The organism is Pauljensenia sp. UMB6358 (genome assembly GCF_030216865.1).
In the GTDB taxonomy this organism is placed as follows: Bacteria; Actinomycetota; Actinomycetes; order Actinomycetales; family Actinomycetaceae; genus Pauljensenia; species Pauljensenia turicensis_A.
In genome coordinates this window covers 1-26005 of the sequence record NZ_JASOMS010000007.1, presented here as the reverse complement: position 1 = coordinate 26005, position 26005 = coordinate 1, and the positions used below count along the sequence as shown (strand labels likewise).

Sequence of the window (26005 nt, the reverse complement as noted above, 5' to 3'; positions counted from 1 at the left end):
AGTGAAGAAGAAATGTCGCAAGAACTCATCGAACAGGCGCTGAAGACGGCCACCGAGACGAAGGACATCGTCTTCGGCACGGACGTCCTTGACAAGACGGGCGAGCTCTTCGTCCGCATGTTCCCCGGAGCGAGGGTCCTCGTCGTCGCCGACGGCAACACCTTCGCCGCAGCCGGCGAGCCGGTCGTCGCCTCCCTGAAGGCCGCGGGGATCGAATTCGCGGAGGAACCCTACGTCTTCCCCGGCACCCCGACCCTCTACGCGGGCTACGAGAACGTCGAGAAGCTCCGCGAGCACATCCGCCCCCTCGAGAACACGGTTGTCTGCTCGATAGCCTCGGGCACGCTCAACGACATCGCGAAGCTCGCCTCGGGCGAGCTCGGCCGCAAGTATATGAACGTCTGCACCGCGCCCTCGGTCGACGGTTACGCCGCCTTCGGCGCGTCGATCTCGAAAGACGGCTTCAAGATCACCCGTTCCTGCCCTGCGCCGACCGCTCTCGTCGCCGATCTGCGCGTCATCGCCGCGGCTCCCCAGCGCCTCATCGCCACCGGCTACGGCGATCTCATCGAGAAGATCCCCGCGGGCGCCGACTGGATACTCGCCGACGAGCTCGGCATCGAACCGATCGACGACTACGTGTGGTCTCTCGTCCAGGGCCCGCTCCGCGGCGCCCTCGCCGATCCCGAGCGCATCGGCGCGGGCGACGCCGAGGCCATCACCGGACTCGCGGAGGGCAACATCATGTCCGGCCTCGCGATGCAGGCCGCCCAGTCGTCGCGCCCGGCCTCGGGCGCCGGCCACCAGTTCTCCCACGTGTGGGAGATGGAGGGCCACGGCCTCGACTGGGAGCCGCCGCTCTCGCACGGCATGAAGGTCGGCGTCGGCACCGTCGCCTCCTGCGCGATCTGGGAGGAGGCCCTCAAGATCGACATGGATGCCCTCGACGTTGACGCGATCGTCGCGGCCGCGAAGACCGACAAGGAGATCGAGGCGAAGGTCCGCGGCCTCCTTATCCCGCGCATCGCCGACGAGGCCGTCAAGCACTCCATCGAGAAGAACCTCCAGGGCGACGAACTGCGTGCCCGCATCGCCGCCATCCGCGAGGCCTGGCCCCGCATCGCCGCGCGAGTGAAGGACCAGCTCATCACCGCGGACGAGGCCGTCGACCGCCTGAAGAAGGTCGGCGCCCCGTACCACCCGGAGATGATCGGCATCGACATGGCGCGCTTCCGCGAGACGCACATCAAGGCCCAGACCATCCGCAATCGCTACACCGTGCTCGACCTGCTCACCGACCTCGGGATGCTCGACGAGGTCGTCGAGCGCCTCTTCTCCGAGGACGGCTACTGGGGCCGTCACGCCCACAAGGAGGCCTGAGACCCGTCGGTGCGCCCACCGCCCATCACTCGGCGGGCGCGCCGACTCCGCGGGCCCACAGGGGCCCGCCTCCGGCGCCCTCGCGCCGCCCGCCCCGTCGGGGCGGGCCCGTTCTACTCATGAGAAGGCGAAGAGCATGATCAAGGAAGACCTCGACATCACGTACACCATCGGCCTCGATTTCGGCACGCTCTCCGTGCGCGCCGCGGTCGTCCGCACGAGCGACGGCGAGGTGCTCGCCGACGCCGTCAGCGAATACGCGACCCCCATCATGGACAGGACCCTCGCGGTCGGCGGGGGAGCGCCCCTGCCCCCCGACTTCGCGCTCCAGGTGCCGGCTGACTACATCGCGGCGATGCGCGAGGTCGTCCCCGCAGCGATCCTCGCATCCGGCGTCGACCCCTCCCGGGTCGTCGGCATCGGCCTCGATTGCACCTCCGCCACCGTCGTCGTCACCGACGCCGAGGGGAAGCCGATGTGCGAGTACCCCGAGTTCGTCGACGAGCCGCAGGCCTACCTCAAGTTGTGGAAGCACCACGGCGCCCAGGAGCAGTCCGAGCGCATCGTCGCGCTCGCGAAGGAGCGCGGCGAGGAGTGGCTCTCCCGCTACGGCGGCGTCCTCTCCGCCGAGATGCTCCTCCCGAAGACCCTCGAGATGTTCGAGAAGGCGCCTGCGCTCTACCGGGCGACCGCCGAGGTCCTCGACATCGTCGACTGGCTCACCTGGGAGCTCAGTGGCACCCTCGTCTACGCAGCCGGCGACTCCGGCTACAAGCGCATGCACCAGGACGGGAAGTACCCCGACCCCGAGTTCCTCGAGGCCCTCGCCCCCGGTTTCGGCGACGTCTTCGCCCAGAAGATGAGCCACCCGATCGTCCCGCTCGGCTCGAAGGTTGCGGGCCTCACCGAGGAGTACGCGCAGGCCTTCGGCCTGCCCGCGGGGATCGCGGTCGCCGCCGGCAACATCGATGCGCACGTCCAGTGCGTCTCCGTCGGGGCGGTGCTCCCGGGCCAGCTCACCGGCATCCTCGGGACGTCGACGTGCTGGATCCTCCCGTCCGCGACCCTCGAGGAGGTCCCTGGCGTCTTCGGCGTCGTCGACGGCGGCGTCTGCGAGGGCTACTGGGCCTATGAGGCCGGACAGTCCGCAGTCGGCGACATCTTCGCCTGGTTCATCGACCACTGCGTCCCGCAGTCCTACTTCGACGAGGCCGAGCGCCAGGGCGTGTCGATCCACCGCGTCCTCGGCAACAAGGCGGCTGAGCAGAAGGTCGGCGCGCACGGCCTCGTCGCTCTCGACTGGTGGAATGGCAACCGATCGATCCTCGTCGACTCGAACCTCACCGGCCTGATGATCGGGCAGACTCTCCGGACGAGTACCGAGGACATGTACCGCGCCCACCTCGAGTCGACGGCCTTCGGCGCACGCATGATCATCGAGAACTTCGAGGAGCACGGCGTGCCCGTGAACGAGGTGCGCGTCGCTGGCGGCCTGCTGAAGGACGCATTCCTCATGCAGATGTACGCCGACGTCACGCGCCGCCCGCTCAAGACCGCGCGTACCCTGCAGGCCGGCGCGCACGGCTCCGCGATCTTCGCCTCCGTCGCCGCGGGGCTCTACGAGGATGTGCCGACCGCTGCCGAGGCGATGGGCGGAGTGTCCGAGACGGCCTACGAGCCGAACGAGGAGGCCGCTGCCGTATACGATGAGCTCTACGCCGTGTACAGGGACCTCTACGACTCCTTCGGCCGCGGCGACAACAGGATGTACTCCCTTAAGAGGTTGCGCGACCGCGCCCTCACCGGGGAGTGACCGGCTGAAGAGAGGTACGGATCCGACGTGATGGACGACGATCGGGAAATGGCCGTGCTCCGCGCGGCGCAGCTCTATTACTACGAGAACATGACGCAGGACTCGATCGCCGACCGTCTCGGCTGCACGCGCTGGACCGTCGGGCGCCTCCTCGAGGAGGCGCGTCAGTCGGGGATCGTGAGGATCACGATCAACCACCCCCGCGCGAGGGTCCGCCACCTCGAGAAGGAGCTGGCGGAGCGCTTCGGGATCTCAGAGGTCTTCGTCGTCCGCAGCCAGGACTCCGAGGTGGCGACCGGCGCCCTCGTCGCGGCGACGACGGCCGACTACATCACCGCCCAACGCCCGCTTCCGCAATCCCTCGGCATCGCCTGGGGCCGATCGCTCACCGCGGTCGCCCGGGCGATGCCCGAGGAATGGACGAGTGGCCTGGAGGTCTACCAGATGTACGGCGGCCTCGTCCGCTCGAACGACGACGAGGTGGCCGATTCGATCGGTCTCATGGCGCGTCGCGGGCAGGGCGTCGGCCACATGCTCCCCGCCCCGGCGATCGTCACGGACCCCGAGCTCAGCGTCCGACTGCTGCGCGAGCCCTCGGTCGCGGCGACTCTGGACGCCGGCCCGAGGGCCGACCTCGTCGTATTCTCGCCCGGCATCCTCGAGCCGGGGTCGGTCCTCGTCCGCTCGGGTTTCCTCACGGCGGAGGGCATGCAGAGGATGCGCGAGCTCGGCGCCGTCACCGATCTCTTCTCCCACGTCGTCGACGTTGACGGCAACGCGATCTCACCTGAGCTCGAAAAGCGCACCATCGCTGTTTCCCTCGACGCGGTGCGGACGTCGAAGCGCTCCCTCGCGATAGGCTGGGGCGAAGCGAAGGCCCTGCCCCTGGTCGTCTCCTTGCGGATCGGAATCGCGAACGCCCTCATCGTCGACGAGAAGGGGGCCCTCGCGATGCTCCGCGAGGCCGACCGCCTCCGCGACTGAGGGCCGGGCGGTCCGACCCGATCTCGTCCGCCTCCGCTAATCTGTACCCATGAGTGAATCGACCGTAGAAAACACGAAGCTTGTCATCACGCTGTCCTGCCCGGATCAGCCGGGTATTGTCCACGCGGTGACGGGTGTGATCGGCAGTGTGAACGGCAATATTATTCAGTCCCAGCAGTTCGGGGATCCGGATTCGGGACTGTTTTTCATGCGTATTGAGGTTGACTCGCCGGTCGGTCGAGGTCCCGTCGAAGAAGGTCTGGCGAAGGTTGCGAAGACTTTTGATGCGACCTGGCATATTGATGCCCTCGGTCGTCGCCTGCGTACGGTCATCATGGTGTCGCGCGAGGGCCACTGCCTGACTGACTTGCTCTACCGTCAGCGTAGCCAGGGCCTGCCGATCGAGGTTGTCGCGGTCGTGGGTAACCACCCGGATCTTGCTCCCGTTGCTCAGTTCTACGGCGTTCCCTTCCTGAATATTCCGGTGACGAAGGAAACGAAGGCTGACGCTGAGCGTGAGTTGCTCAACCTGGTCCGCTCGGAAAAGGTGGAGCTAGTTGTTCTGGCACGCTACATGCAGATTCTGTCTGAGAAGGTCTGCGAAGAAATGCAGGGGCGCGTCATCAATATTCACCACTCGTTCCTGCCGTCGTTCAAGGGTGCTCGCCCGTACGCGCAGGCGCATGATCGTGGCGTGAAGCTCATTGGTGCGACCGCACACTACGTGACCGCCGACCTGGACGAGGGCCCGATCATCGAGCAGGACGTCACGCGCGTGACGCACGCCGACTCCACGCCGGACATGGTGGCGCTTGGCCAGGATGTGGAGCGTCGCGTTTTGGCTCAGGCAGTCCGTTGGCACGCCGAGCGTCGCGTCCTTATGGACGGCACGCGAACCGTGGTGTTCTCCCGCTAGTTTTCGTCTATTCCCCAGGCGGATGCGTGACGCACGCACTGCTGAGGAATTGATTCACGAGGCCGAGACCGCTTCTCGCTGGTGAGTGTGAGCGACGGTTTCGGCTTTCGCCACATCCGCCCCATAGCAGGCTGGGAGTGCCTAGATGGAGGCGGCCTCGTACGTGGGAAGGCAGTGCGCGAACTGGTCGCTTCGCGATATGGTGGATGAGTCGTGACTGGCGAACAGGTGGGAAACCACCGGGGAGCGATGAACAGGCACCATAGCCGCCCGCCTGGGCTAAGGCGCCGACCGAGAAATCGGCAGTTCAAGGAGCAGGAGAACCCAATGGATTCCCTTAATGACATGACCCTTGCCCAGCTGGATCCCGAGATTCAGGCTGTGCTCGACGCTGAACTGGCACGTCAGCGGGCGACCCTCGAAATGATTGCGTCAGAGAACTTCGTCCCGCGCGCAGTCCTAGAAGCGCAGGGATCCGTGTTGACGAACAAGTACGCGGAAGGCTACCCGGGTCGTCGCTACTACGGTGGCTGTGAAGCCGTTGACGTCGCAGAAAACCTTGCGATCGAGCGCGCACAACAGGTCTTCAAGGGTGCCGACTTCGTCAACGTTCAGCCACACGCCGGCGCGCAGGCAAACGCTGCAGCCCTGATGGCGATGGCAAACGTGGGCGACACGATTCTTGGCCTGTCCCTCGCTCACGGCGGTCACCTGACCCACGGCATGAAGATCAACTTCTCCGGCAAAAACTACAACGCGGTGGCCTACGAGGTCGACCGTCAGACCATGCGTATCGAGGCTGAGCAGGTGCGCGAAGCTGCTCTGCGTGAGCGCCCCAAGGTCATCATCGCCGGCTGGTCCGCCTACCCGCGTCATCTGGACTTTGCGGCATTTCGCGAGATCGCTGACGAGGTCGGCGCAGCACTCTGGGTCGATATGGCACACTTCGCCGGCCTTGTCGCAGCAGACCTGCACCCCAGCCCAGTCCCGCACGCTGACGTTGTCACCACTACCGTCCACAAGACGATCGGTGGCCCGCGTTCGGGCATGATTCTGTCGTCTCGTGGCGAGCAGTGGGGCAAGAAGATTAACTCCGCAGTCTTCCCCGGCCAGCAGGGCGGTCCGCTCATGCACGCGATTGCCGCAAAGGCAATCGCCATGAAGGTCGCGCAGACCGAAGAATTCAAGGATCGCCAGCGTCGCACTCTCGAAGGTGCTCAGCTACTGGCTGATCGTCTCAATGCAGACGATGCGAAAGCAGCCGGCATCAAGTTGGTCACCGGTGGTACCGACGTTCACTTGGTCCTCGTTGACCTCGTCGAATCGAAGCTGGACGGTCGCGACGCAGAAGATCTTCTGCACGAGGTCGGCATTACCGTCAACCGCAACGCAGTTCCCTTTGATCCGCGTCCCCCGATGCGCACCTCCGGTCTGCGTATCGGCACGCCGGCTCTAGCAACCCGTGGCTTCGACGCCAAGGACTTCGCTGAGGTCGCCGACATCATCGGCACCACGCTGGTTCAGGGGGCATCGGGCGCATCGGTTGACGTTGACGGCCTGTGCGCACGCGTGAAGGCTCTGACCGACGCTCGTCCGCTCTACGTTGGACTTGGCGAATGAGGGCTCCCTGGGAAGGGCCCGCTAAGGTCCTCGACGGTGCGGGTACAGCTGCCACAATCAAGGCGGAACTTGCCCAGCGTGTGAAGAATCTCCGCGCTCGTGGTGTTGTGCCCGGCCTTGGCACGATCCTCGTCGGTGAAGATCCCGGTTCGGTGTCCTACGTTGCGGGCAAGCACCGCGACTGCGCTGAAGTGGGTATCGAATCCATCCGCGTTGACCTGCCGGAAACGGCTTCGCAGGCTGAAATTGAAGCAGCGATTGACCAGTTGAATGCTGACCCGGCATGCACGGGCTACATCGTTCAGTTGCCACTGCCGAAGGACATCGACCAGAACGCGATCCTAGAACGCATTGATCCTGCGAAGGACGCAGATGGCCTGCACCCGATGAACCTTGGTCGCTTGGTTCTTCGTGGCTCTGGGCCGATCGATACTCCGCTTCCGTGCACGCCTCGCGCCGTCATCGAACTGATGGAACGACACGGCATTGACCTTCGTGGCAAGGATGTGTGCGTTGTTGGTCGCGGTGTCACTGTTGGCCGTTCGATTGGTTTGCTACTGATCCGCAAGGAAATCAATGCAACCGTCACCGTCTGCCACACCGGCACGAAGGATCTTGCTGCTCACGTGCGTCAGGCGGACGTTGTCGTGGCCGCAGCGGGTAGTGCTGGACTGATCACCAAAGACATGGTGAAGCCGGGCGCAGTAGTGCTCGATGTTGGTGTATCCCGCGTTGAAGGTGAAGACGGTAAGGCTCGCCTGCGCGGCGACGTTGCAGACGGTGTTGACCAGGTCGCATCGTGGTTGTCCCCGAACCCGAAGGGCGTAGGTCCCATGACTCGCGCGCTCCTGGTGACGAACGTTGTCGAGGCAGCAGAGCGCCTCGCGTAACTGTTTGTGGTGGTGGGGTGGAGCCTTGGCGTTGAGGCTCCGCCCCAGTGCCACATATGTTGGAGTTGAAGATAGTGAGTTCATTGAATCCGTCAGTCACATCTGAAGTTGGTGCGCTGAAGACAGTCCTCGTTCACCGTCCCGGTAACGAAATGTCGCGTATTACGCCAACGAACATGGAAGAACTCCTCTTCGATGACGTGATCTGGTTGGAGCGCGCCCAAGAAGAACACGATGCGATGACCTCAAAGATGCGTCGTCATGGCATCGAGGTTCTTGATTTTTCGACTCTTTTGACTGAAGCCCTCGAAGTTCCAGGCGGTCGTGATGAAGCCCTGGAACTCGTTTTCACCGATAAAACGGTTGGTCCTGCAGCTTTGGATTCACTCCGCGCTTTTACAGCCGGACTGGATTCGTCTCACCTTGCCGAGATCTTGATTGCCGGCATGACGAAGCGTGAGCTTTTAGAACAGATCGATGAACCGAAGTCCGCCTGGATCTCCGGAATGGACTTGGATGACTTCATTCTTGCCCCGTTGCCGAACCACCTGTTCACTCGTGACACCTCGTCGTGGATCGGCGGGGGAGTTGCGGTTTTGTCTATGCGGAAACAGGCTCGTCGTCGCGAAACGATCAACCAAGAGATCGTCTACCGGTTGCACCCGCGTTTCGCTGATCTCAACATCCCCTTCTGGAATCACGGGACTCTTGACGGCCAGGCCACAATCGAAGGTGGCGACATCATTAACGCTGGAAACGACACACTGATTATTGGCGCCTCAGAACGTACGACTGCACAGGGAATTGAACGTCTTGCTCGCAGGCTTTTTGCCGGCGAAGTAGCGTCCACCGTGATTGTTTTGCAGATCGAAAAGAAGCGTGCTCAGATGCACCTCGACACGATTTTCACGATGCTCGATGAAGCAACATTTACTGCCTATGCCGGGTTGGGGAAGGTTCGTACTCAGGTGATTCGCCCCGGTGCTGCTGGCGAATTGGATATCACCGTTCACGAAGCTGATGAGATGTATGACGTCATCGCTGCCGGATTGGGATTCGATTCCATCCGCGTGCTGACGGTCCCCACGGATTCTTTGACCGCCGAACGCGAACAGTGGAATGACGGTTCGAATCTCCTTGCCCTAGAGCCCGGTGTCGTCATGTCATACGAACGAAATACGGTGTCGAACGACTACTTCTCGGACCAGGGTTTCGAGGTCATTACGATCCCCGGCAATGAACTTGGCCGCGGACGTGGCGGGGCGCACTGCATGACTTGCCCGATTGTGCGCGATACTTTACCCGCACGCGTTTAACGTTTGACGCCTCGAACGTTCAACGTTCCTACTTTCAGACCTACACAATCTCACAAGGAGCATCCATGCCTCACGCTCTTCATGGTCGTCCGTTCCTCCGCGAAATCGACTTCACTCCTGCCGAATGGCTGTCTTTGATTGATCTGGCAGCTGAACTCAAAGCCGCGAAGAAGAATGGTACCGAGGTTCAGCACCTCAAGGGGCGCAATATTGCGCTGATCTTCGAGAAGACGTCGACGCGCACGCGTTGCTCCTTCGAGGTGGCAGCTTTCGATCAGGGGGCACACACCACCTATCTAGATCCTTCCGGTTCGCAGATGGGACACAAGGAGTCGACTGCTGATACCGCTCGCGTTCTGGGTCGCATGTTTGACGGTATCGAATACCGCGGTGATGAGCAGGAAAAGGTTGAGGTTCTTTCGGAGCTCTCCGGTGTTCCGGTGTGGAATGGTCTGACCGATGACTGGCATCCGACTCAGATGCTCTGCGATTCACTGACCATGCGTGAACACGCTGGTAAGCCTCTGAATCAGGTGTCCTACGCCTACGTTGGTGATGCTCGTTTCAACATGGGTCGGTCCCTGCTGGTCAATGGCGCGTTGATCGGAGCTGATGTCCGCATTGTTGCGCCGCGTGAACTTTGGCCGGATGAAGAATGCATCGCTCACGCACGCCGTATTGGCGAAGAAACCGGTGCGAAGGTGACGGTGACCGACAACGTTGATGAAGGTGTTGCGGGTGTTGACTTCGTCCACACTGACATTTGGGTGTCGATGGGTGAGCCGAAAGATGTCTGGAATGAACGCATCGAGATGCTACGTGACTACCAGGTGAATGCTTCGCTGATGGAAAAGGCTGGCCCGCAGGCAAAGTTCATGCACTGCCTGCCGGCGTATCACGATCGTAAGACCGTGATCGGTGAGCAGCTGTTTGAAGCCACCGGTATGGATGGTATCGAAGTGACCGACGAGGTCTTCGAAGGAGGCGCTTCGATCGTCTTCGATCAGGCAGAAAACCGTATGCACACGATCAAGGCGGTCATGGTTGCCACGCTGGGCGACTGACACCCTGCCGAATTCAACGCACAAGGGATAAGCGTGAAGATTACAAGCATTAACCTGAACGGGATCCGCGCAGCGGTAAAACGTGGTTTTCTTGATTGGATTGCGGTCGAAGACCCGGATGTTCTGCTGATGCAGGAAGTGCGCGCCGATACTCAGATCACCGAAGACATCTTGGGGCAAGAGTGGTTGCTTGCCACCGAGCCGTGTCGCATCAAAGGTCGCGCGGGTGTTGCGATTGCAGTGCGACGAGGCCGTGCAACCCTAGATGATGTTCGCGCAGGGTTGGGGGACTCGGACACTGACGTTGACTCTGGGCGTTGGATTGAAGCCGTTGTCACCGCGGACTCTCAGAGTGTTCGTGTTGTGTCCGCATACTTCCATTCGGGTGAAAAGGATACGCCGAAGCAAGAAGCGAAGATGGCTCATCTGCCTCGCATTGGCGAGCGCATGGCTGAGATTCTTGCGTCGGGTGAAAAGGCTGTCGTCTGCGGTGACTACAACGTTGTTCGCTCACGTCAGGACATAAAGAACTGGACGCCGAACCACAATAAACGTGCGGGTGTCTTGGACGAGGAAATCGTATTCTTAAACGATTGGGTCGATGCCGGCTGGCATGACGTTGTTCGTGACCTAGCCGGTGACGTGCAGGGGCCGTACACGTGGTGGTCGTGGCGAGGCAAAGCCTTCGATAACGACACGGGCTGGCGCATCGACTATCACTATGCAACTCCGACTCTGGCATCGACCGCGACTGCATTCGCGATCGGGCGCGCTCAGGCTTACGACCAGCGATTCTCTGATCATGCACCACTCACCGTGACCTACCAGGTTTGACCGCTAGGGCTGTCGTGGGTCCTGGAAGGGAATCTTCTGGATTTCTTTTCAACTCGAGCATGAAACAAGCGAAGTGGGGGAACACCATCTGGTGTTCCCCCACAGTCGTATTCAGCTTGCCCGGCCTCGTGAACTAACGGCGGAGGGCAGTTACTTGATCGTCTGCCACTCCAAGTCACGGCTTGCCGAATACAACGGGTCGGGGCGAACTTCCCCGGAAATCGGGTGGTGTGGCCAGAGCAGTGTTCGCGGATCCGAGCAGGTGATGTAGTTCGGGCGTTCTGTGAAATGGACTTCGTCAGCATCCGCGGGCTTTCCGGGTGCCGGCGGGTTTGCCATCCACGCGCATGCCATCAGGAAAGCTCTCATTTGTAGGTTGATCCAGAGGATCAGCGTGATGATGGAAGCGCCCGCCGCAAGGAGTGGGCTCGACGAAGCGCTGACTGCAGACGTGCCAAGAATTCGTAGCACGATCGATGCGACTGAGATGATTGCCAGCCCCCAGATCAGGTCTTTGCGCGGAGGATGAACGCGTGCGACAACCCAGATGAGAAGCCAAGTGACCAGCGCATAGACGACGAAAGCGACCACGTAGGAAGCAATTTTCAGCAGGCCGGTGGCAACGGGTCCGGAAGACAAACCAATCGTGCCTAGGATCCACTGGCCACCAAGATCGACGACAATGCCAAGGCCGGCGCCCAGAATGATGGAGAGCGCAAGGCCGAGTGCCCCCAGCGCGTTACGCAGAATCTGTATCACCGGATTGTCGGGGACCGTGGGGATCGCGAACATTTTGCGAATCGAATTCGCGAGCTGTCCAATCACGCCGATGGCACTCCACGTCATGATCGCAAGAGCGATGATGCCGGTGATCGACACGGCTCCGGTCATCACGAAATCATCGGGGCTGACCATGCCGTTCGGGTTGTCATCTGTTTGGATCAGGGATGGGATGGCATGCGCAATCGCATCGAAGAATGCGGTGCGGAGCTCCTGATTGTCGCCGATGATCGACAGGAAAACAGTGACAAGAACGGTCAAAGCGGCGGTCAATGACAGGATTGCGGTCAGGGCCATGCCTGAAGAAATTAGGTTGCCGGAGACCCCGTTGTAGCGTGCGAGCATGCGCGCCAGGCGCGTATGTGCCCACCAGGCGCCAAGTTGGGCGACCTTATCGCCCAGGGTCGGGGCGCGGAGCGCGTCGCCGAGACGCGGGGGTGCGGAAGTGGGGATGGCATCCTCTTGTGTTTGAGGGGACGAGGCCACCTGTTCTTTCGTCATGTATTCACCGTAACGGTGGCGGATGAGTGGACACAACGAACGTGACGGATCCCCTGAGCGAGGGGGTGAAGAGATTAGAGTGTGGCTGCTTCGAAGTCGAATAGGGCCATGGTGGAGTACATACCTCGTTCATCGACTTTGTCGAGGCGGAATCCGGGGACAATCCACGAGGCTTCGAAGGTATCGCCGATATCTTCGGCCAAGTCAAGCACAGGATCCTCAAGACCCTGCGCCAAGGTGACGTGCGGGTGGTAGGGGAAACGTTGCTCGATGTTCAGCGGCCCAGTGCGGACTTCGTCGGCGAGGCTTTCACATTCACGCGCACCGTGATCCACATTGAGGAAGGCAACCGGTGAAATCGGACGGAATGAGCCACTGCCTTTGAGGGCCACGCGGAAGGGGCGGTGGTGTTTTGCCACTTCACGCAGGTGACGAATGACTTCGGGACGCTCGCCCGAGGGGAACGGCGTCGGCGGAAGGATCGTAATGTGCGCCGGCACCATCGACCCTTGAAGATCTCCGAGGTTCAAGCGAAGTTCTGTCAGCTGTGTGACCCACGGCTCCGGGATTGCAACAACGACACCGAGCCAGTCTTGGCCGGGGGAACGCTGAGGAAGAAACATTGCAATGCCTAGGGTAGATGGTGAACAAACGGAGTAGCTGTTGACAAGCCTACGTGAGCAACGCATATGCCCGCTAACCCACTTCGGTCCGCGTGGTGTGCAACGCCTTATACGTCATTGTGTGGACGCTAATGGCAGAATCGACGTATGACGTCTTCATCCGCGTGGCTTGTTGTTGGCCTTGGTAATCCGGGGGAGCAGTATGCTGTGACCCGTCACAATGTCGGTCAGTTGACCGAAGATGTGTTGCTCCAACGTACAGGTGCATCGTGGTCATCTCATCGAAGTGGCACCCACGTAGCGGATGTGCGTCTTGGAATTCTTCCCGGTGGTGTGCCCGGTCCGAAGGTTGTGCTTGCAAAGTCGGATTCCTATATGAACACCTCGGGTGGCCCGGTTGGCCGACTGATGAAGTTCCTTGGAATCGATGCCGGTCATCTTCTAGTCATTCACGATGATCTGGATCTTCCGGCGCATGAGCTTCGCTTGAAAAAGGGCGGTGGCGAAGGTGGCCACAACGGGTTGAAGTCCATTTCTCAGGTCCTTGGAACGAAGGACTATCATCGCCTGCGTATTGGTATCGGTCGCCCGCCAGGCAGGCAGGCCCCCGCAGACTTTGTTCTTGCTCGTCTGAGCGCCAAAGACCGCCCCGAATGGGACGTGACCTTTGAAAATGCTGCCGATGTTGTCGAATCCATCGTGACAAACGGTTTTGCTCCGACTCAGATGGCTCTGCACTCAGCGAACTCAGGGAAGTAAAGAGTGAACCTTACCGGTTTAAAAGGCATCATTGCCTCAGATTCTGCACTTGATCAGGCATGCGGTTCGATCTCGTCGGCACGGAACGGTTGTTTTGTTGCTCCCGCTGGCGCGCATCCGCCCGTTCTTGCTGCTCTAAGCGAATACGGACAGGCACAGCCACTGATTGCCCTGACTGCGACAGGGCGTGAAGCTGAACGTTTGACTGCTGCTCTGAGGTCGTGGACGGACAGTGTTGAAATGTTCCCTTCCTGGGAAACGCTCCCGCATGAGCGTCTTTCACCTCAGGTCGACACGATGGCCCGTCGTATTGCTGTGCTCCGCAGGCTGGTCCATCCCGTTGCAGGCGATCCGCATGCGGGTCCACTTTCGGTTCTTGTTGTCCCGATCCGCGCGTTCCTCCAGCCAATTATTCGAGGTCTGGCTGACATTGAAGTCGTACGCGTCAAAGTCGGGGATCGTGTTGACTTGACGGATCTTGTCGACCGACTGACCGAACTGGGATACCAGCGCACCGACATGGTCGAATCTCGCGGACAAGTTAGCGTTCGCGGTGGAATCCTTGACGTTTTCCCGCCTCAGGAAGCGCATCCACTACGCATCGAGTTGTGGGGGGACGAAGTCGACGAGATTCGTGCCTTCTCTCTTCAAGACCAGCGAACCTTAGGGGAAGCACCGGACGGCCTCTGGGCAACCGCATGCCGTGAGCTCCTGCTCAATAGGGCCGTGCGAGCTCGCGCACGCGAACTGGCCACCGAGCTTCCAGGAGCGGCAGAAATGCTGGCACTCGCTTCCGAAGGTATCGCGGCGCCCGGCATTGAATCCCTGGCACCGGTTCTGACCTCCGGCATGGATCGTCTGCTTGACCTTCTGCCCGCAGATAGCCCGATTATCGCCTGCGACCCGGAGAGGATCGCTGCCCGCGCCCAAGACCTGATCGCAACGACCGAAGAATTCTTAGCGGCCGCCTGGTCCGCCGCCGCCGGTGGGGGGCACGTGCCCATTCAAGCAGGCGAGGCCTCGTTCCTTCAGTACGAGGACATCTGGAAGTCGGACGATCGTGCCTGGTGGGAATTGACCACGCTCCCCCCACCCGAACTTGCCGACGCGCTTGGCGAGGACACTTCCGACGCGCTTGGCGAGGACACTTCCGACGCGCTCGCGGAAGAGACGAAGGCAGTGGTTGCGTCCCCAACTCTGATGAGCATGGGAGCGCGTGACGTACGCTCGTACAGGGGCGATTTTGTGTCGGCGAGCGCAGATTTGAAGCAGCTTGCGTCGCAGGGCTGGCGGATTGTCATCACAACTGAAGGCCCCGGTCCTGCACGCCGAATCCGCACAATTATGGCTGAAGCAGGGGTTCGGGCAACTCTGCGTGATGATATTGAGACTCCTGTCGAAGCCGGTTCGGTTGCCGTTACGACCGCGCAAGCTGGACAGGGTTTTGTCCTGCCGGGTGAGCAGTTCGTTATCCTCACGGAGTCGGATCTGACGGGTCGTACGGGTTCTACAACCCGGGACATGCGACGGATGCCCTCGCGTCGCAAGAAGGGTGTCGACCCGCTGTCACTGCACCCGGGTGACTACATCGTCCACGAGCAACATGGTATCGGCCGATTCATTGAGATGGTCTCGCGCACCGTGGGACGTGGCTCCGCATCTGTCACCCGTGACTATCTGGTTTTGGAGTACGCGCCTTCAAAGAGAGGCCAGCGTGGGGATCAGCTGTTTATTCCGACCGATGCCCTTGGACAGATTTCCAAGTACACGGGTTCGGATCAGCCGACGCTGACGAAGATGGGTGGAGCTGACTGGGCGAAGCGGAAAGCGAAGGCGAAGAAAGCGGTCAACGAGATTGCCAAGGAACTTATTCGCCTCTACGCTGCTCGCCAAGCAACCAAAGGACACGCGTTCGGCCCCGATACTCCGTGGCAACGCGAACTTGAGGATGCATTCCCATATGTGGAAACCCCCGATCAGCTGGTGACGATTGATGAAGTGAAAGCTGATATGGAGAAGCCGATCCCCATGGATCGCCTGCTGACGGGCGATGTCGGATACGGAAAGACCGAAATCGCTGTTCGCGCTGCGTTTAAAGCAATTCAAGATGGCAAGCAGGTTGCTGTGCTTGTTCCGACGACCCTGCTTGTACAACAGCATGTCGAAACTTTCACCGAACGCTACGCGGGCTTCCCCGTGACCATTGCGTCCCTCTCGCGTTTTTCAACGCCGAAGGAAACGCAAGAGGTGAAAGAGGGGCTTGCCTCGGGGCGCGTTGACCTTGTGATTGGCACTCATTCCTTGCTGACGGGAACGGTGGTGTTCAAGAACCTCGGCCTTGTCGTGATTGACGAGGAACAGCGTTTCGGCGTTGAGCATAAAGAGACGCTGAAGGCGCTGCGCACCGACGTGGATGTGCTGTCGATGTCGGCCACGCCGATCCCAAGAACGCTGGAAATGGCAGTGTCAGGTATTCGCGAGATGTCGATTCTGCAGACTCCACCAGAAGAACGCCAGCCGGTTTTGACTTTTGTTGGAGCGTACACGGATGCGCAGGTCAGTGCGGCAATTCGCCGTGAGTTGCTGCGTGACGGACAGGTGTTTTTTGTCCACAATCGCGTGGATTCAATTTCGAAGGTCGCAGCCCACATTCAGGAACTCGTTCCCGAGGCGCGCGTGAGGATCGCTCACGGAAAACTGAGCGAACACCAGCTAGAGGACGTGATCGTCGACTTCTGGAACCACGAGTTCGACGTTCTGGTGTGTACCACCATTGTGGAAACCGGCTTGGATATTTCCAATGCGAATACGCTGATCGTGGATCGCGCCGATGTGTTCGGTTTGTCCCAATTGCACCAGTTGCGTGGTCGAGTGGGACGAGGCCGCGAGCGTGCGTATGCGTATTTCTTCTATCCGGCGGACAAGACTCTGACGGAAACCGCGCATGAGCGCCTGAAGACTATCGCTGCGAATACCGACCTGGGTGCAGGGCTTGCTGTCGCACAAAAGGATCTAGAGATCCGAGGTGCCGGCAACCTGCTGGGCGGGGCTCAATCCGGTCATGTTGAAGGGGTTGGCTTCGACCTGTATGTGAGGATGGTCGCCGATGCGGTCGCAGCCTATCGTGGCGAGGCTCCTGAAGAGAAGAGCGACCTGCGGATGGATCTGAGCGTTGATGCCCACATTCCTGAGGACTATGTGCCCGGTGAGCGTCTGCGCTTGGAGGTATACGGCAAGATTGCGTCGATCACGTCGCCCGAGCGAGCAGCCGATGTGCGCGAGGAACTGATTGACCGATACGGGCCGTTGCCCCGCAATGTGGAATTGCTGTTCGATGTTGCTCGCCTTCGCACTATCGTGCGCGCAACCGGTATTGAAGAGATCGTGACCCAGGGCAAGTATCTGCGTGTTGGTCCGGTAGACCTGCGCGAGTCTCAGGTTCTTCGCTTGAAGCGTTTACACCCGGGTGCGGTCATTAAAGCTGCTGTTCGACAGGTCATGGTTCCCCTTCCCATGACTAGTCGAATCGGCGGAGAACCGCTCACGGATGAAGCGTTGCTGGATTGGGTTGAAACTTTGGTAACGAAGATTCTTGTCCCTTTTAACGCCTGATTTCATCATCATGGCGCTTTCAGCACTTTTAAAGGAACGTGTCATAAAATAATCGTGGCCAACATGGGCTATACGGCAGGGAGGACCTACGTGTTCAGCGTAAAGAAAGCAGCAATGGTTGCTGTAGCAAGCATTTCCATCCTGGGACTCGGAGCATGCTCGGCACACCCGGGCACCGCAGTTTCAGTGAACGGCGTCAACTACTCCGAAGCTGATGTTTCAGACGCCCTTTCCCAGTACGCTGAGTTGACCGGCCAGCCGATGGGTCGCGCAACCCTTGTTGCCATGCTTCCCGATGCTTTGAAGTTCACGCAGCTGGCTAATGAGAACCAGATTTCTGCAACCGATGAGCAGGTGAATGAGTTCGTTGCGTCGCTTGTTGACCAGGGACGTATTCATGCTCCATCCGGTGACTTCAGCCCCGTTCTGACCGAGATTCTTCGCTACTCGGTGATTAAAGCTCAGCTGGACCAGATGGGCCAGGATGCGCTTGCCACCCTCGCTGAGGACTACAAGGAAATCGCTGCTACGCAGCAGGTTGACATCAACCCTCGTTACGGCACGATTGAAGAAGATGGCAGCCTCAAGTCACCGATCTTCGGTGACGTTGTGGATGCTTCCGTTTTCACGGCTGGCCAGACCGGTGGCGGAGCTGGGTCTGGCGAGTGATCGTGTGATCCATTCCTCCTTGGTTCCGTCAAAGATCGGGACCAAAGGCGGCTGAACGGATCATCGCACCCCACAAGACGTGAATGCTTGTTCAGATTTGCGTCTGCAACTAGGCCGAACGGCCGCAAACGTACTACCGTTATGACTGACAACAGTCCACGAAATTGATCGATTGGAGAATGACGTGGCAAGGATTGAGGCTATTGCAGCTCGCGAGATTCTGGACTCGCGCGGTAACCCGACCGTTGAGGTTGAGGTCCTGCTCGAAGACGGAACGCTTGCACGTGCATCCGTGCCTTCAGGCGCTTCCACCGGCGCATTTGAAGCAGTTGAGCGTCGCGACGGCGACAAGGGCCGTTACCTGGGCAAGGGTGTTCAGGACGCCGTTGACGCAGTGAACGACATCATCGCCCCCGAACTGATCGACGAGGACGCTGCAGATCAGCGCACCATCGACCAGATCATGCTGGATCTCGACGGCACCCCGAACAAGGGCAAGCTTGGTGCAAACGCCATCCTCGGTGTTTCCCTCGCCGTTGCACACGCAGCAGCTGAGTCCGCTGGCCTGTCGCTCTACCAGTATCTCGGTGGCCCGAACGCTCACGTTCTGCCCGTCCCGATGATGAACATCCTCAACGGTGGTTCGCACGCCGACACCAACGTTGACATCCAGGAATTCATGATCGCTCCGATCGGTGCACCGACCTTCCGCGAAGCCCTCCGTTGGGGCGCAGAGGTCTACCACACCCTCAAGGGCGTCATCAAGGAACGCGGTCTGTCCACCGGCCTCGGTGACGAAGGCGGTTTCGCCCCGAACCTCGAGTCCAACGCTGCAGCACTCGACCTGATCATCGAAGCAATCGAAAAGGCCGGCTTCAAGCCCGGCGAAGACGTTGCTCTCGCCCTCGACGTTGCTTCCTCTGAGTTCTTCAAAGACGGCCTGTACCAGTTCGAAGGCGAAGGCCGCACGACCGAGTACATGGTTGAGTACTACGAGAACCTCATCTCGAAGTACCCGCTGGTTTCCATCGAAGACCCGCTGTCGGAAGACGAATGGGATGCATGGAAGTCCCTCACCGACAAGATCGGCGATCGCGTCCAGCTCGTTGGCGATGACTTCTTCGTTACCAACCCGGAGCGTCTGCGCAAGGGCATCGAGCTTGGCGCCGCCAACGCTCTGCTGGTTAAGGTCAACCAGATCGGTTCGCTCACCGAAACCCTCGATGCGGTTGAGGAAGCACACCGTAACGGCTACCGTTCGATGACCTCGCACCGTTCCGGCGAGACCGAAGACGTCACCATTGCTGACCTCGCAGTTGCCACCAACTCCGGTCAGATCAAGACTGGCGCACCGGCTCGTTCCGAGCGCGTTGCCAAGTACAACCAGCTTCTGCGCATCGAAGAAGAACTCGGCGATGCAGCTGTTTACGCTGGCCGTTCCTCCTTCCCGCGCCTCGGTCGCTGAACTGAGCGTAGCTAGGAAAAACGCTTCGTCGACGATGTGCTCACGCGCTGAGGCGACGTGTGGGCCCCGAACCGTCGGTTCGGGGCCCACTGCTGTATCAAGTCAATGAAACCTAAAAGTTGGAGCACATCACAGGTGCACGCTTCGGCTCGCCGTTAGGCTGACGCGCGCCAAAGCCCGAAGTGGGGCACCATTAGAAGCATGCCTCGTAATCCACGCAGTGAGCGCCCCCAAGCGCCCCGACGACCAGACCACAATCGTGGTCTATCGCGTGGAACCGCGCCCAAAAAGGATCAGAAGGCTTCAGAAAAATCATCCTTGTTCAAGCGCTCCAAGAAGTCTGATAGCGCAAAGGTGCAGGCAGATGTGCAGGTGCCACCCTCTCCCGCAGAACGCCTAGAGCGAGCACGGGAGATTCGTAGCGCTCATAAGGCGAATGTCGCCGCTTCAGCTCATCAGTTCCGTCCTGCACGTGTTCCGCAGAGTCGTGAAGAACGCCGTCGAGCTAAAGTTCGCGAGCGTCGTCAAGAGAAGAAAGCTCGCCAAGAACGCCGTCTTGCTGAAGGAAAGACGTTCCTTGTTGGCGGTCTGGAGCTTTCGACGCGTTTGCTCTCCGTTGTTGTTCTTGTTGGTGTGCTTGGGGCATTGCTCGTCCCCAATTTGTATGCGTGGTGGAAACAGGAGCAGGAGCTTCGCGACATCACCGCGAAGGTAGAACAGACGAAGCAACAGAATGCTCAGATGCGTGAGCAGCTCGACTTGTGGAGCGACCCGGAGTTCATTGCCTCGCAGGCTCGTGAACGACTCGGGTACGTGAAGCCGGGTGAGGTGCAGTACGCGGTGGTTGATCCTGGCGAGGAGTATGTGGACAAAGCGCAGATCAACGCTGCGTCGCCTGAAGGTCCAGCAAGGCCGTGGATTCAAGTTGTCGGTAAACTGATTCAAGAAGCTGACGAAGCTGAAGTGGGTCAGTCGAAGGCTGTACCATCGCAGTCTGGTGATCAGCCAGCGCCCAGTGGCGCGCAAAGCGCTCAATCTCAATAGCCGCGTGTCGCGGCCAAATCGTAAGGAGCACGTTATCGTGACCGAAGTGGGGAAAGACCCGTCGATCGCTACCGAAGCAGATCTGGATGTTTTGCGTGAGCAGTTGGATCGTGTGCCTCGTGGTGTTGTCGGTATTGGTGCACGTTGCGTGTGCGGCCGTCCGACTGTCGTGAAGACGGCCCCGCGTCTTGAAGACGGTAGTCCGTTCCCGACGACGTTCTATCTGACCAGCCCTCCGATCGTGAAGGCGTGTTCAACGCTCGAGGCCGAGCATGTCATGGAAGATTTCAATGACCTGCTGGCCAATGATGAAGAGGTTGCCGTTCAGTACCAGGCAGCTCATCATGACTATATTGAACGTCGTCTCGAATTGGGGGATGTTCCTGAAATCTCGGGTGTTTCCGCTGGTGGCATGCCGACGCGTGTCAAGTGCCTTCATGCTCTGGTTGGTCATGCCCTGGCAGCGGGTCCCGGTGTGAATCCGATTGGTGATCGCGCGTTAGCGATGATGGAAGAACGAGGGATGTGGAGCGCTCAGCACTGCTCCTGCTAATTGGTGGTTTCCGACCGGCGGTTGTTGTGTGGCAATGATGGTGTCGTTGATTAGGTGACGGCGTAGCTTGGGAGTGTGCCCCGAAAAGGAATGTGTATTTAATGAATCGTGTCGCTGGTATTGATTGTGGAACGAACTCCATCAGGTTGCTTGTTGCCGATGTGGAGCGTGATGAAAACGGTGTGCGCCTGACTGATTTGACTCGTCAGATGCGTATTGTTCGCTTGGGGCAGGGAGTAGATAAGACGGGTCGTTTCGATCCGGCTGCGATTGATCGCACAATTGATGCCGTTGTTGAGTATGAGCGCATGATTTCCCGCCTGGGTGCGTCGAAGGTGCGGTTTGTGGCGACGTCTGCGTCGCGGGATGCGTCCAATCGTGATGAATTTATCGATGCTGTTCGTTCGATTCTCGGCATCGAGCCGGAGGTTGTTGAAGGAACGCTCGAGGCCGCCCTGTCTTTCTCGGGCGCAGTCTCTGACCTAGGGGCAGGCGTCGAAAGCCCGATGCTTGTCGTCGATATTGGTGGTGGCTCGACCGAACTGGTCTTGGGCGATACTGAGGTTCGTCAGGCAATTTCTGTCGATATGGGTGCAGTGCGCGTGACAGAAAAATTCTTTGCTGACTGTGATCCGGAAGCGGGAATTCCCCTTGCTCATCAAGAGCGTGCAATCGAGTGGATTGATGAACAGCTCGATGGGGCGCAAAAGGTTGTTGACCTTGAGCGTGTGAAGACATTGGTGGGTGTTGCTGGCACTGTCACGACGTTGACCGCTCAGGCTTTGGGGCTTGCGACATACCAGCCGGAACTCATTCACGGTGCGTCGTTGAGTCTTGATCAGATTGATCAAGCGGTGCGTTTCATGGTGGATCAACCGACGAAGGTGAAGGCCGCTCTCGGGTTTATGCCTGAGGGGCGTGAAGATGTGATTGCGGCGGGTGCGCTGATTTGGAGCCGTATCGTCAAGCGTGTTGTTGCTCGCGCAACTGAGCAGGGGAGTGTCATTGACCATGTTGTGACGTCCGAGCATGACATTCTTGATGGCATTGCCATATCGCTTGCCTAGGCCCAGAGGAATTGCCTGAGATAGGTGGGGAGTGAAAAGTACCCCCAGTCGGACTCGAACCGACAACACACCGATTTTAAGTCGGTTGCCTCTGCCAATTGGGCCATGGGGGCCGCGCATGTGCGCGTCTCATTCTAACCTAAAGAACGCACTGCCTGAGCATAAGGATCTGCCGGCCATGCGCGCTTGTTCACCGCTTTCTTAGGCCTTCTCCGTCTGGTGGGGACGAGTGTTTTCAGGAAAGACACAGGTTTTGTGGCGGTTTTGTGCGGTTTCTTCTAGGGAAAGTCCGTGATAGTCATGGGACAATAGAGATAGACACGTAAGACCTAGGAGGCCAGAAGTTGTCTAACCCAGTTTTTGACAAGCTTGAAACTCAGTGGGCGAAGGAATCGCAGTACACGCCGGCGGGATACCCCACAATGCCCGGATACACTCCATCATCGCAACCGAGCGCCGCTAACGCTGCGGATCAGCGTTACCCATATTCGGCGGCGAACTCGTATTCCACCCAAGCTGGGTCGGCCTCGTCGATGGACTACGGGCAGTACACGCAGTCTCAGATGGAGTCGATGTACCAAGCGCCGGCCGCGGATGCTGTTGACCGTGGAGTGATGACCTACGACGACGTCATTATGAAGACCGGAATTTCCCTGGGTGTCCTGCTGGTTGCCGCTACGGCAACGTGGATGCTGTCTGCCGTGAACCCGTCGATGGCGATCGCGCTGTCCGGTGTTGGCGTGCTTGTTGGCTTCATTCTGGCGATGGTGAATTCGTTCTCTCAGACGATTCGTCCCGCTCTGATCCTCGCTTATGCAGCCTTCGAGGGTTTGGCTCTTGGCGCAGTTTCTGCCGTCTTCGAATTGATGTACCCCGGAATCGTCGTTCAAGCACTCGTTGCGACGGCCGCCGTCTTCGGTGTGACCCTTGCGCTCTTTGCTTCCGGTAAGGTCCGTAATTCGTCGAAGCTGATGAAGTTCACGCTGATTGCACTGATCGGCATCCTCGTTTACCGACTCTTGTCATGGGTTTTGACCCTGACGGGTGTCCTTTCCTCCGGTGGCTTCGACTCGATTACTGTGATGGGTATTCCGCTGGGCATTGTCGTTGGTCTGCTGGCTGTCTTCGTTGGAGCAGCCTGTCTGATCGGCGATTTTGACCAAGCGCGAATCGGTGTAGAGCAGGGCGTTCCTGCAAAGTATGCGTGGATGTGTGCTTTCGGTATTCTGGTCACCGTCGTGTGGATGTACCTAGAGATTCTGCGACTCATCGCAGCATTCAGGGACAACTGACTCTTTCTCTCCGATTCCAACGCAAGGAATCGAATCTTTACCGTGCATCACGAATCTTGAAGGAATCCTCATGGAAAACATCACTGTTACCGGCGACTTTGCCCGTAAGCCTCAGCTCGCCTTCGAAAATGCTCCCTCCGACGAACTTCTTGTCGAGGTCCTGACAGAAGGCGACGGCGATGTCGTTGAAGCCGGAGACACCATCCACTGCCACTACCTTGGCCAGGTGTTCGGTGGCGATATCTTCGACAACTCCTACGATCGTGGGGCGACCCTGAGTTTCCAGATCGGCGTTGGCATGGTCATCCGCGGATGGGACGAGGGCCTGCTGGGCCACCGCGTTGGTTCGCGCGTTCTGCTCTCCATTCCGCCGGAATACGGCTATGGCGCACGTGGTGTTCCGCAGGCAGGTATCGGTGGCGGTGACACGCTGGTGTTCGTCACCGACATCATGGGCGTTGCCTGAGTTCAGAGACAACGAACCGCGCCCGTAGCAAGCACAATGCGTTGCTGCGGGCGCGGCCTCGTATATATGCGCACAAGCCGAACGGAAAACGTTGGGTGTTGACATGCGAGGTGACTAGACGATCGGGCAGGGGATCCCTGTTCGTGCGTGGCATTCGTATCCGTTGGGATTCTTAAACAGGTACTTTTGGTGATAGTCCTCTGCGTACCAGAATTGACCGGCTTCGGATGCGGGGGCGATCTCAGTTGCGATTTGGCCGAAGCCAGCTTCGCTGATCTTTTCTTGATACGCATCACGGGCAGCGAGAGCCACTGCCAACTGTTCATCCGTCGAAATCCAGATTGCACCGCGATACTGGGGCCCACGGTCGTTACCCTGGCGGTTCACTTGAGTCGGATCGTGAATCTCAAAGAAGAGGGAAATGAGCTGAGCCACACTGGTCTTTTCGGTTGAATAGACAACACGCACGGTTTCAGCGTGGCCGGTCAGCCCGCTACAGACGTCGTCGTAGGAGGGGTTTTCCAGCGTGCCACCCATGTAGCCCGTTGCGGTTGCAACGACCCCCGGAGTATTCCAGAAGGCTTTGTCGACTCCCCAGAAACACCCCGCTGCAAAATAAATGATTTCTTCGTTTTTTCCGGGCTCGGTGTGAATGGGAGCGTTGAGAGCGACAGGGGCAATGAAACTGCCACCGCTGAAAAGGTCAGTCAGGTTTTTCATGGCTTCATCCAAACACTGAATACGCCAAGGCGCGACAGGAGGAGGAAATAGGCTACAAAGGAATTTGTACATGGTCTTGGGTAGTCTTGAAACAGTTCAACAGTGAAAGGGGTCGCGATGTTTGATCGCAGCGGACGGAACAAAGCGCGCCTTGGTGCGTTTGTTGCTCGGTTTGCGTCAGAAGCGGAGCACAAGAATGCCGTCGGCGCAGAAGAGCCCACGATGGAGTTTCACCGCGGGGATACGCTTGAAAGTGAACGCGATGCAACAAGGTCCGTTCCCTGGCCCCTTCGCTTATCTGCCGCACTGTCATGGCGTCTGATTGTCGTTGCGATCGCAACTGCGGGTATCGCGTGGGCTGCCTCCAAGATCTGGACGCTGATTATTTCCGTCGCGATCGCTTTGCTTCTTGCTGTCTTACTTGAACCGCTTGTGCGTTGGCTGACAGTAAAGGCAAAGCTCCCGAGGACGCTGGCAGCAGCTCTGGGTCTGCTATTCCTGGTTGCGCTTGTCGCCGGTGCTCTGTCGCAGGCGGGAACAGAAATTGCCATGCAGTTGCCTGATCTGATGAGGAAGGCTAGCGGTGGTCTTGATACGTTCCGTGACTGGTTGGCTCAGTTGCCATGGAAGATCGACATGACGGTCTTCGACAACGTTGTCACCAGTGCGATGACTCAGATTACCAACTATGTGCAGCAGAACGTGCAGCAGATTTTCAGCCAGGCCTACTCGGTCACATCCTCGGTGGTATCGCTGGTTTCCGGCTTCCTGATCATGCTGTTCTGCCTGTTCTTCTTCCTTAAAGAGGGACGCACAATCTGGCTGTGGATTGTGCGACTGTTCCCAGCTCCGGCACGTACTCCTCTGCACGAATCTGCGATTCGTGGCTGGGTGACGCTCGGTTCGTACGTTCGAACCCAGATTCAAGTTGCCGCTATCGACGCGGTGGGTATCGGTTTGGGAGCCTTCTTCTTAGGGCTCCCCATGGTTCTTCCGATCATTGTGGTCGTATTCTTTGCGTCCTTCGTTCCGATTGCTGGCGCAATGGTGTCTGGTGCCATCGCTGTTTTGGTTGCTTTGGTTGATCAGGGGATTACGGCTGGCGTTATCATGCTGGTTGTTATCTTGGTTGTTCAGCAGATCGAATCGAATCTTCTTCAGCCTCTGTTGATGTCTCACGCTGTTTCTCTTCACCCGATAGCCGTGTTGCTTGTCGTGGCAGGCGCTGGTTCGCTGGGCGGCATTCCTGGCGCTGTTTTCGGTGTTCCGATTGCGGCGTTCTTGAATGCCACGTTCCTCTACCTGCACGGATATGACTCCATGCCAGAGCTGGCAACAAAGCAGGATCGTCCCGGCGGTCCTCCTGGAATGCTCGATGAAATGGTCGCAGCATCGTACGCGTCGAAGACGCACGTCAACGAGGCCCCCGCTCAATCTTCATCCCAAGACGCGGCGTCTCAGATCGTGGCTGACGGATCGGTTGCGTCCACTTCTAGGCGTGAGGCCCCCGTTCCAGGGGAAAAACCGGATATGGACGGCACTGAAAGTGCCCAGAGCATGGAAAGCCCAGGGAGGCTAGGTAGCGTTTAAGATTGTTCAACACGTGTGGCGGGGTCAGTAGCCCAAGACTACTGACC

Annotated in this window: 22 protein-coding genes, 1 tRNA gene and 1 riboswitch; of the genes, 19 read left to right on the top strand and 4 right to left on the bottom strand. The window is 59.1% G+C overall.

All coding sequences use genetic code 11. The features are described 5' to 3' along the window. Positions 1-12: 12 nt before the first annotated feature. The 9 genes from QP381_RS06115 (at position 13) to QP381_RS06075 (ending at position 10817) form a co-directional block, all read left to right on the top strand. Entirely contained in the window at positions 13-1380 is a 1368-nt protein-coding gene (locus QP381_RS06115; protein WP_285068089.1) for a sn-glycerol-1-phosphate dehydrogenase, read from the top strand. Positions 1381-1516: 136 nt separating this feature from the next. Further along, a complete protein-coding gene (locus tag QP381_RS06110; RefSeq protein ID WP_285068088.1) occupies positions 1517-3193 on the top strand; it encodes a ribulokinase in 1677 nt (558 codons plus the stop codon). A 30-nt stretch (positions 3194-3223) separates the two neighbouring features. Further along, on the top strand, positions 3224-4177 hold the full coding sequence (locus QP381_RS06105; protein ID WP_006681417.1) for a sugar-binding transcriptional regulator: 954 nt from the start codon (positions 3224-3226) through the stop codon (positions 4175-4177). A 49-nt stretch (positions 4178-4226) separates the two neighbouring features. After that, positions 4227-5093, top strand: a complete 867-nt coding sequence (gene purU / locus QP381_RS06100) for a formyltetrahydrofolate deformylase (RefSeq protein WP_103632045.1) — start codon at positions 4227-4229, stop codon at positions 5091-5093. Positions 5094-5296: 203 nt separating this feature from the next. Then, positions 5297-5380: riboswitch (ZMP/ZTP riboswitch) on the top strand. Positions 5381-5420: 40 nt separating this feature from the next. Further along, entirely contained in the window at positions 5421-6713 is a 1293-nt protein-coding gene (gene glyA / locus QP381_RS06095) for a serine hydroxymethyltransferase (protein ID WP_103632044.1), read from the top strand. Further along, positions 6710-7603 (top strand): bifunctional methylenetetrahydrofolate dehydrogenase/methenyltetrahydrofolate cyclohydrolase, encoded by an 894-nt coding sequence (locus QP381_RS06090; RefSeq protein ID WP_103632043.1) that lies wholly within the window; start codon positions 6710-6712, stop codon positions 7601-7603. Before glyA ends, QP381_RS06090 begins: the two co-directional genes overlap by 4 nt. Before the next feature lie 83 nt (positions 7604-7686). Beyond that, on the top strand, positions 7687-8919 hold the full coding sequence (locus tag QP381_RS06085) for an arginine deiminase (RefSeq protein ID WP_181002097.1): 1233 nt from the start codon (positions 7687-7689) through the stop codon (positions 8917-8919). Between the two features lie 65 nt (positions 8920-8984). After that, positions 8985-9983, top strand: coding sequence for an ornithine carbamoyltransferase (gene argF, locus QP381_RS06080; protein WP_103632041.1), 999 nt, complete (start codon positions 8985-8987; stop codon positions 9981-9983). Positions 9984-10010: 27 nt separating this feature from the next. Then, a complete protein-coding gene (locus QP381_RS06075; protein WP_103632040.1) occupies positions 10011-10817 on the top strand; it encodes an exodeoxyribonuclease III in 807 nt (268 codons plus the stop codon). 150 nt (positions 10818-10967) lie between these two features. Here QP381_RS06075 and QP381_RS06070 read toward each other — a convergent pair whose 3' ends face one another. Further along, positions 10968-12098 (bottom strand): YhjD/YihY/BrkB family envelope integrity protein, encoded by a 1131-nt coding sequence (locus QP381_RS06070; RefSeq protein ID WP_179369859.1) that lies wholly within the window; start codon positions 12096-12098, stop codon positions 10968-10970. Positions 12099-12172: 74 nt separating this feature from the next. After that, positions 12173-12721 (bottom strand): 2'-5' RNA ligase family protein, encoded by a 549-nt coding sequence (locus tag QP381_RS06065; protein ID WP_219585388.1) that lies wholly within the window; start codon positions 12719-12721, stop codon positions 12173-12175. 147 nt (positions 12722-12868) lie between these two features. Between QP381_RS06065 and pth the strand changes: the two genes are divergently transcribed. The 7 genes from pth to QP381_RS06030 all read left to right on the top strand — a co-directional run bounded on the left by pth (position 12869) and on the right by QP381_RS06030 (position 21890). After that, complete coding sequence (pth, locus tag QP381_RS06060) at positions 12869-13480, top strand: aminoacyl-tRNA hydrolase (RefSeq protein ID WP_179369857.1); 612 nt, start codon at positions 12869-12871, stop codon at positions 13478-13480. 3 nt (positions 13481-13483) lie between these two features. Beyond that, positions 13484-17092: a transcription-repair coupling factor gene (gene mfd / locus QP381_RS06055; protein ID WP_285068087.1), complete on the top strand. Its 3609-nt coding sequence runs from the start codon at positions 13484-13486 to the stop codon at positions 17090-17092. A gap of 90 nt (positions 17093-17182) precedes the next feature. Next, positions 17183-17761 carry a hypothetical protein gene (locus QP381_RS06050; protein ID WP_219585384.1) on the top strand — a complete coding sequence of 193 codons (579 nt, stop codon included), beginning with the start codon at positions 17183-17185 and terminating at the stop codon, positions 17759-17761. 184 nt (positions 17762-17945) lie between these two features. Further along, positions 17946-19226, top strand: a complete 1281-nt coding sequence (gene eno / locus QP381_RS06045; protein WP_219585382.1) for a phosphopyruvate hydratase — start codon at positions 17946-17948, stop codon at positions 19224-19226. Positions 19227-19427: 201 nt separating this feature from the next. After that, entirely contained in the window at positions 19428-20270 is an 843-nt protein-coding gene (locus tag QP381_RS06040; protein WP_103632033.1) for an FtsB family cell division protein, read from the top strand. 37 nt (positions 20271-20307) lie between these two features. Next, positions 20308-20823 (top strand): DUF501 domain-containing protein, encoded by a 516-nt coding sequence (locus QP381_RS06035; RefSeq protein ID WP_103632071.1) that lies wholly within the window; start codon positions 20308-20310, stop codon positions 20821-20823. 101 nt (positions 20824-20924) lie between these two features. Continuing rightward, on the top strand, positions 20925-21890 hold the full coding sequence (locus QP381_RS06030) for a Ppx/GppA phosphatase family protein (RefSeq protein ID WP_285068086.1): 966 nt from the start codon (positions 20925-20927) through the stop codon (positions 21888-21890). 39 nt (positions 21891-21929) lie between these two features. On the opposite strand, the gene QP381_RS06025 is transcribed toward QP381_RS06030, so the two are convergent. Then, positions 21930-22003 (bottom strand) — tRNA-Leu (locus tag QP381_RS06025). Positions 22004-22234: 231 nt separating this feature from the next. Here QP381_RS06025 and QP381_RS06020 point away from each other — a divergent pair. Both QP381_RS06020 and QP381_RS06015 read left to right on the top strand, forming a co-directional pair. After that, positions 22235-23182, top strand: a complete 948-nt coding sequence (locus QP381_RS06020) for a Bax inhibitor-1/YccA family protein (protein ID WP_285068085.1) — start codon at positions 22235-22237, stop codon at positions 23180-23182. 70 nt (positions 23183-23252) lie between these two features. Continuing rightward, positions 23253-23648, top strand: coding sequence for an FKBP-type peptidyl-prolyl cis-trans isomerase (locus QP381_RS06015; RefSeq protein WP_285068084.1), 396 nt, complete (start codon positions 23253-23255; stop codon positions 23646-23648). A 114-nt stretch (positions 23649-23762) separates the two neighbouring features. On the opposite strand, the gene msrA is transcribed toward QP381_RS06015, so the two are convergent. Further along, positions 23763-24368, bottom strand: a complete 606-nt coding sequence (msrA, locus tag QP381_RS06010) for a peptide-methionine (S)-S-oxide reductase MsrA (protein ID WP_219585375.1) — start codon at positions 24366-24368, stop codon at positions 23763-23765. A gap of 117 nt (positions 24369-24485) precedes the next feature. Between msrA and QP381_RS06005 the strand changes: the two genes are divergently transcribed. Further along, positions 24486-25958 (top strand): AI-2E family transporter, encoded by a 1473-nt coding sequence (locus QP381_RS06005; protein ID WP_285068083.1) that lies wholly within the window; start codon positions 24486-24488, stop codon positions 25956-25958. The last annotated feature ends 47 nt before the right edge of the window (positions 25959-26005 follow it).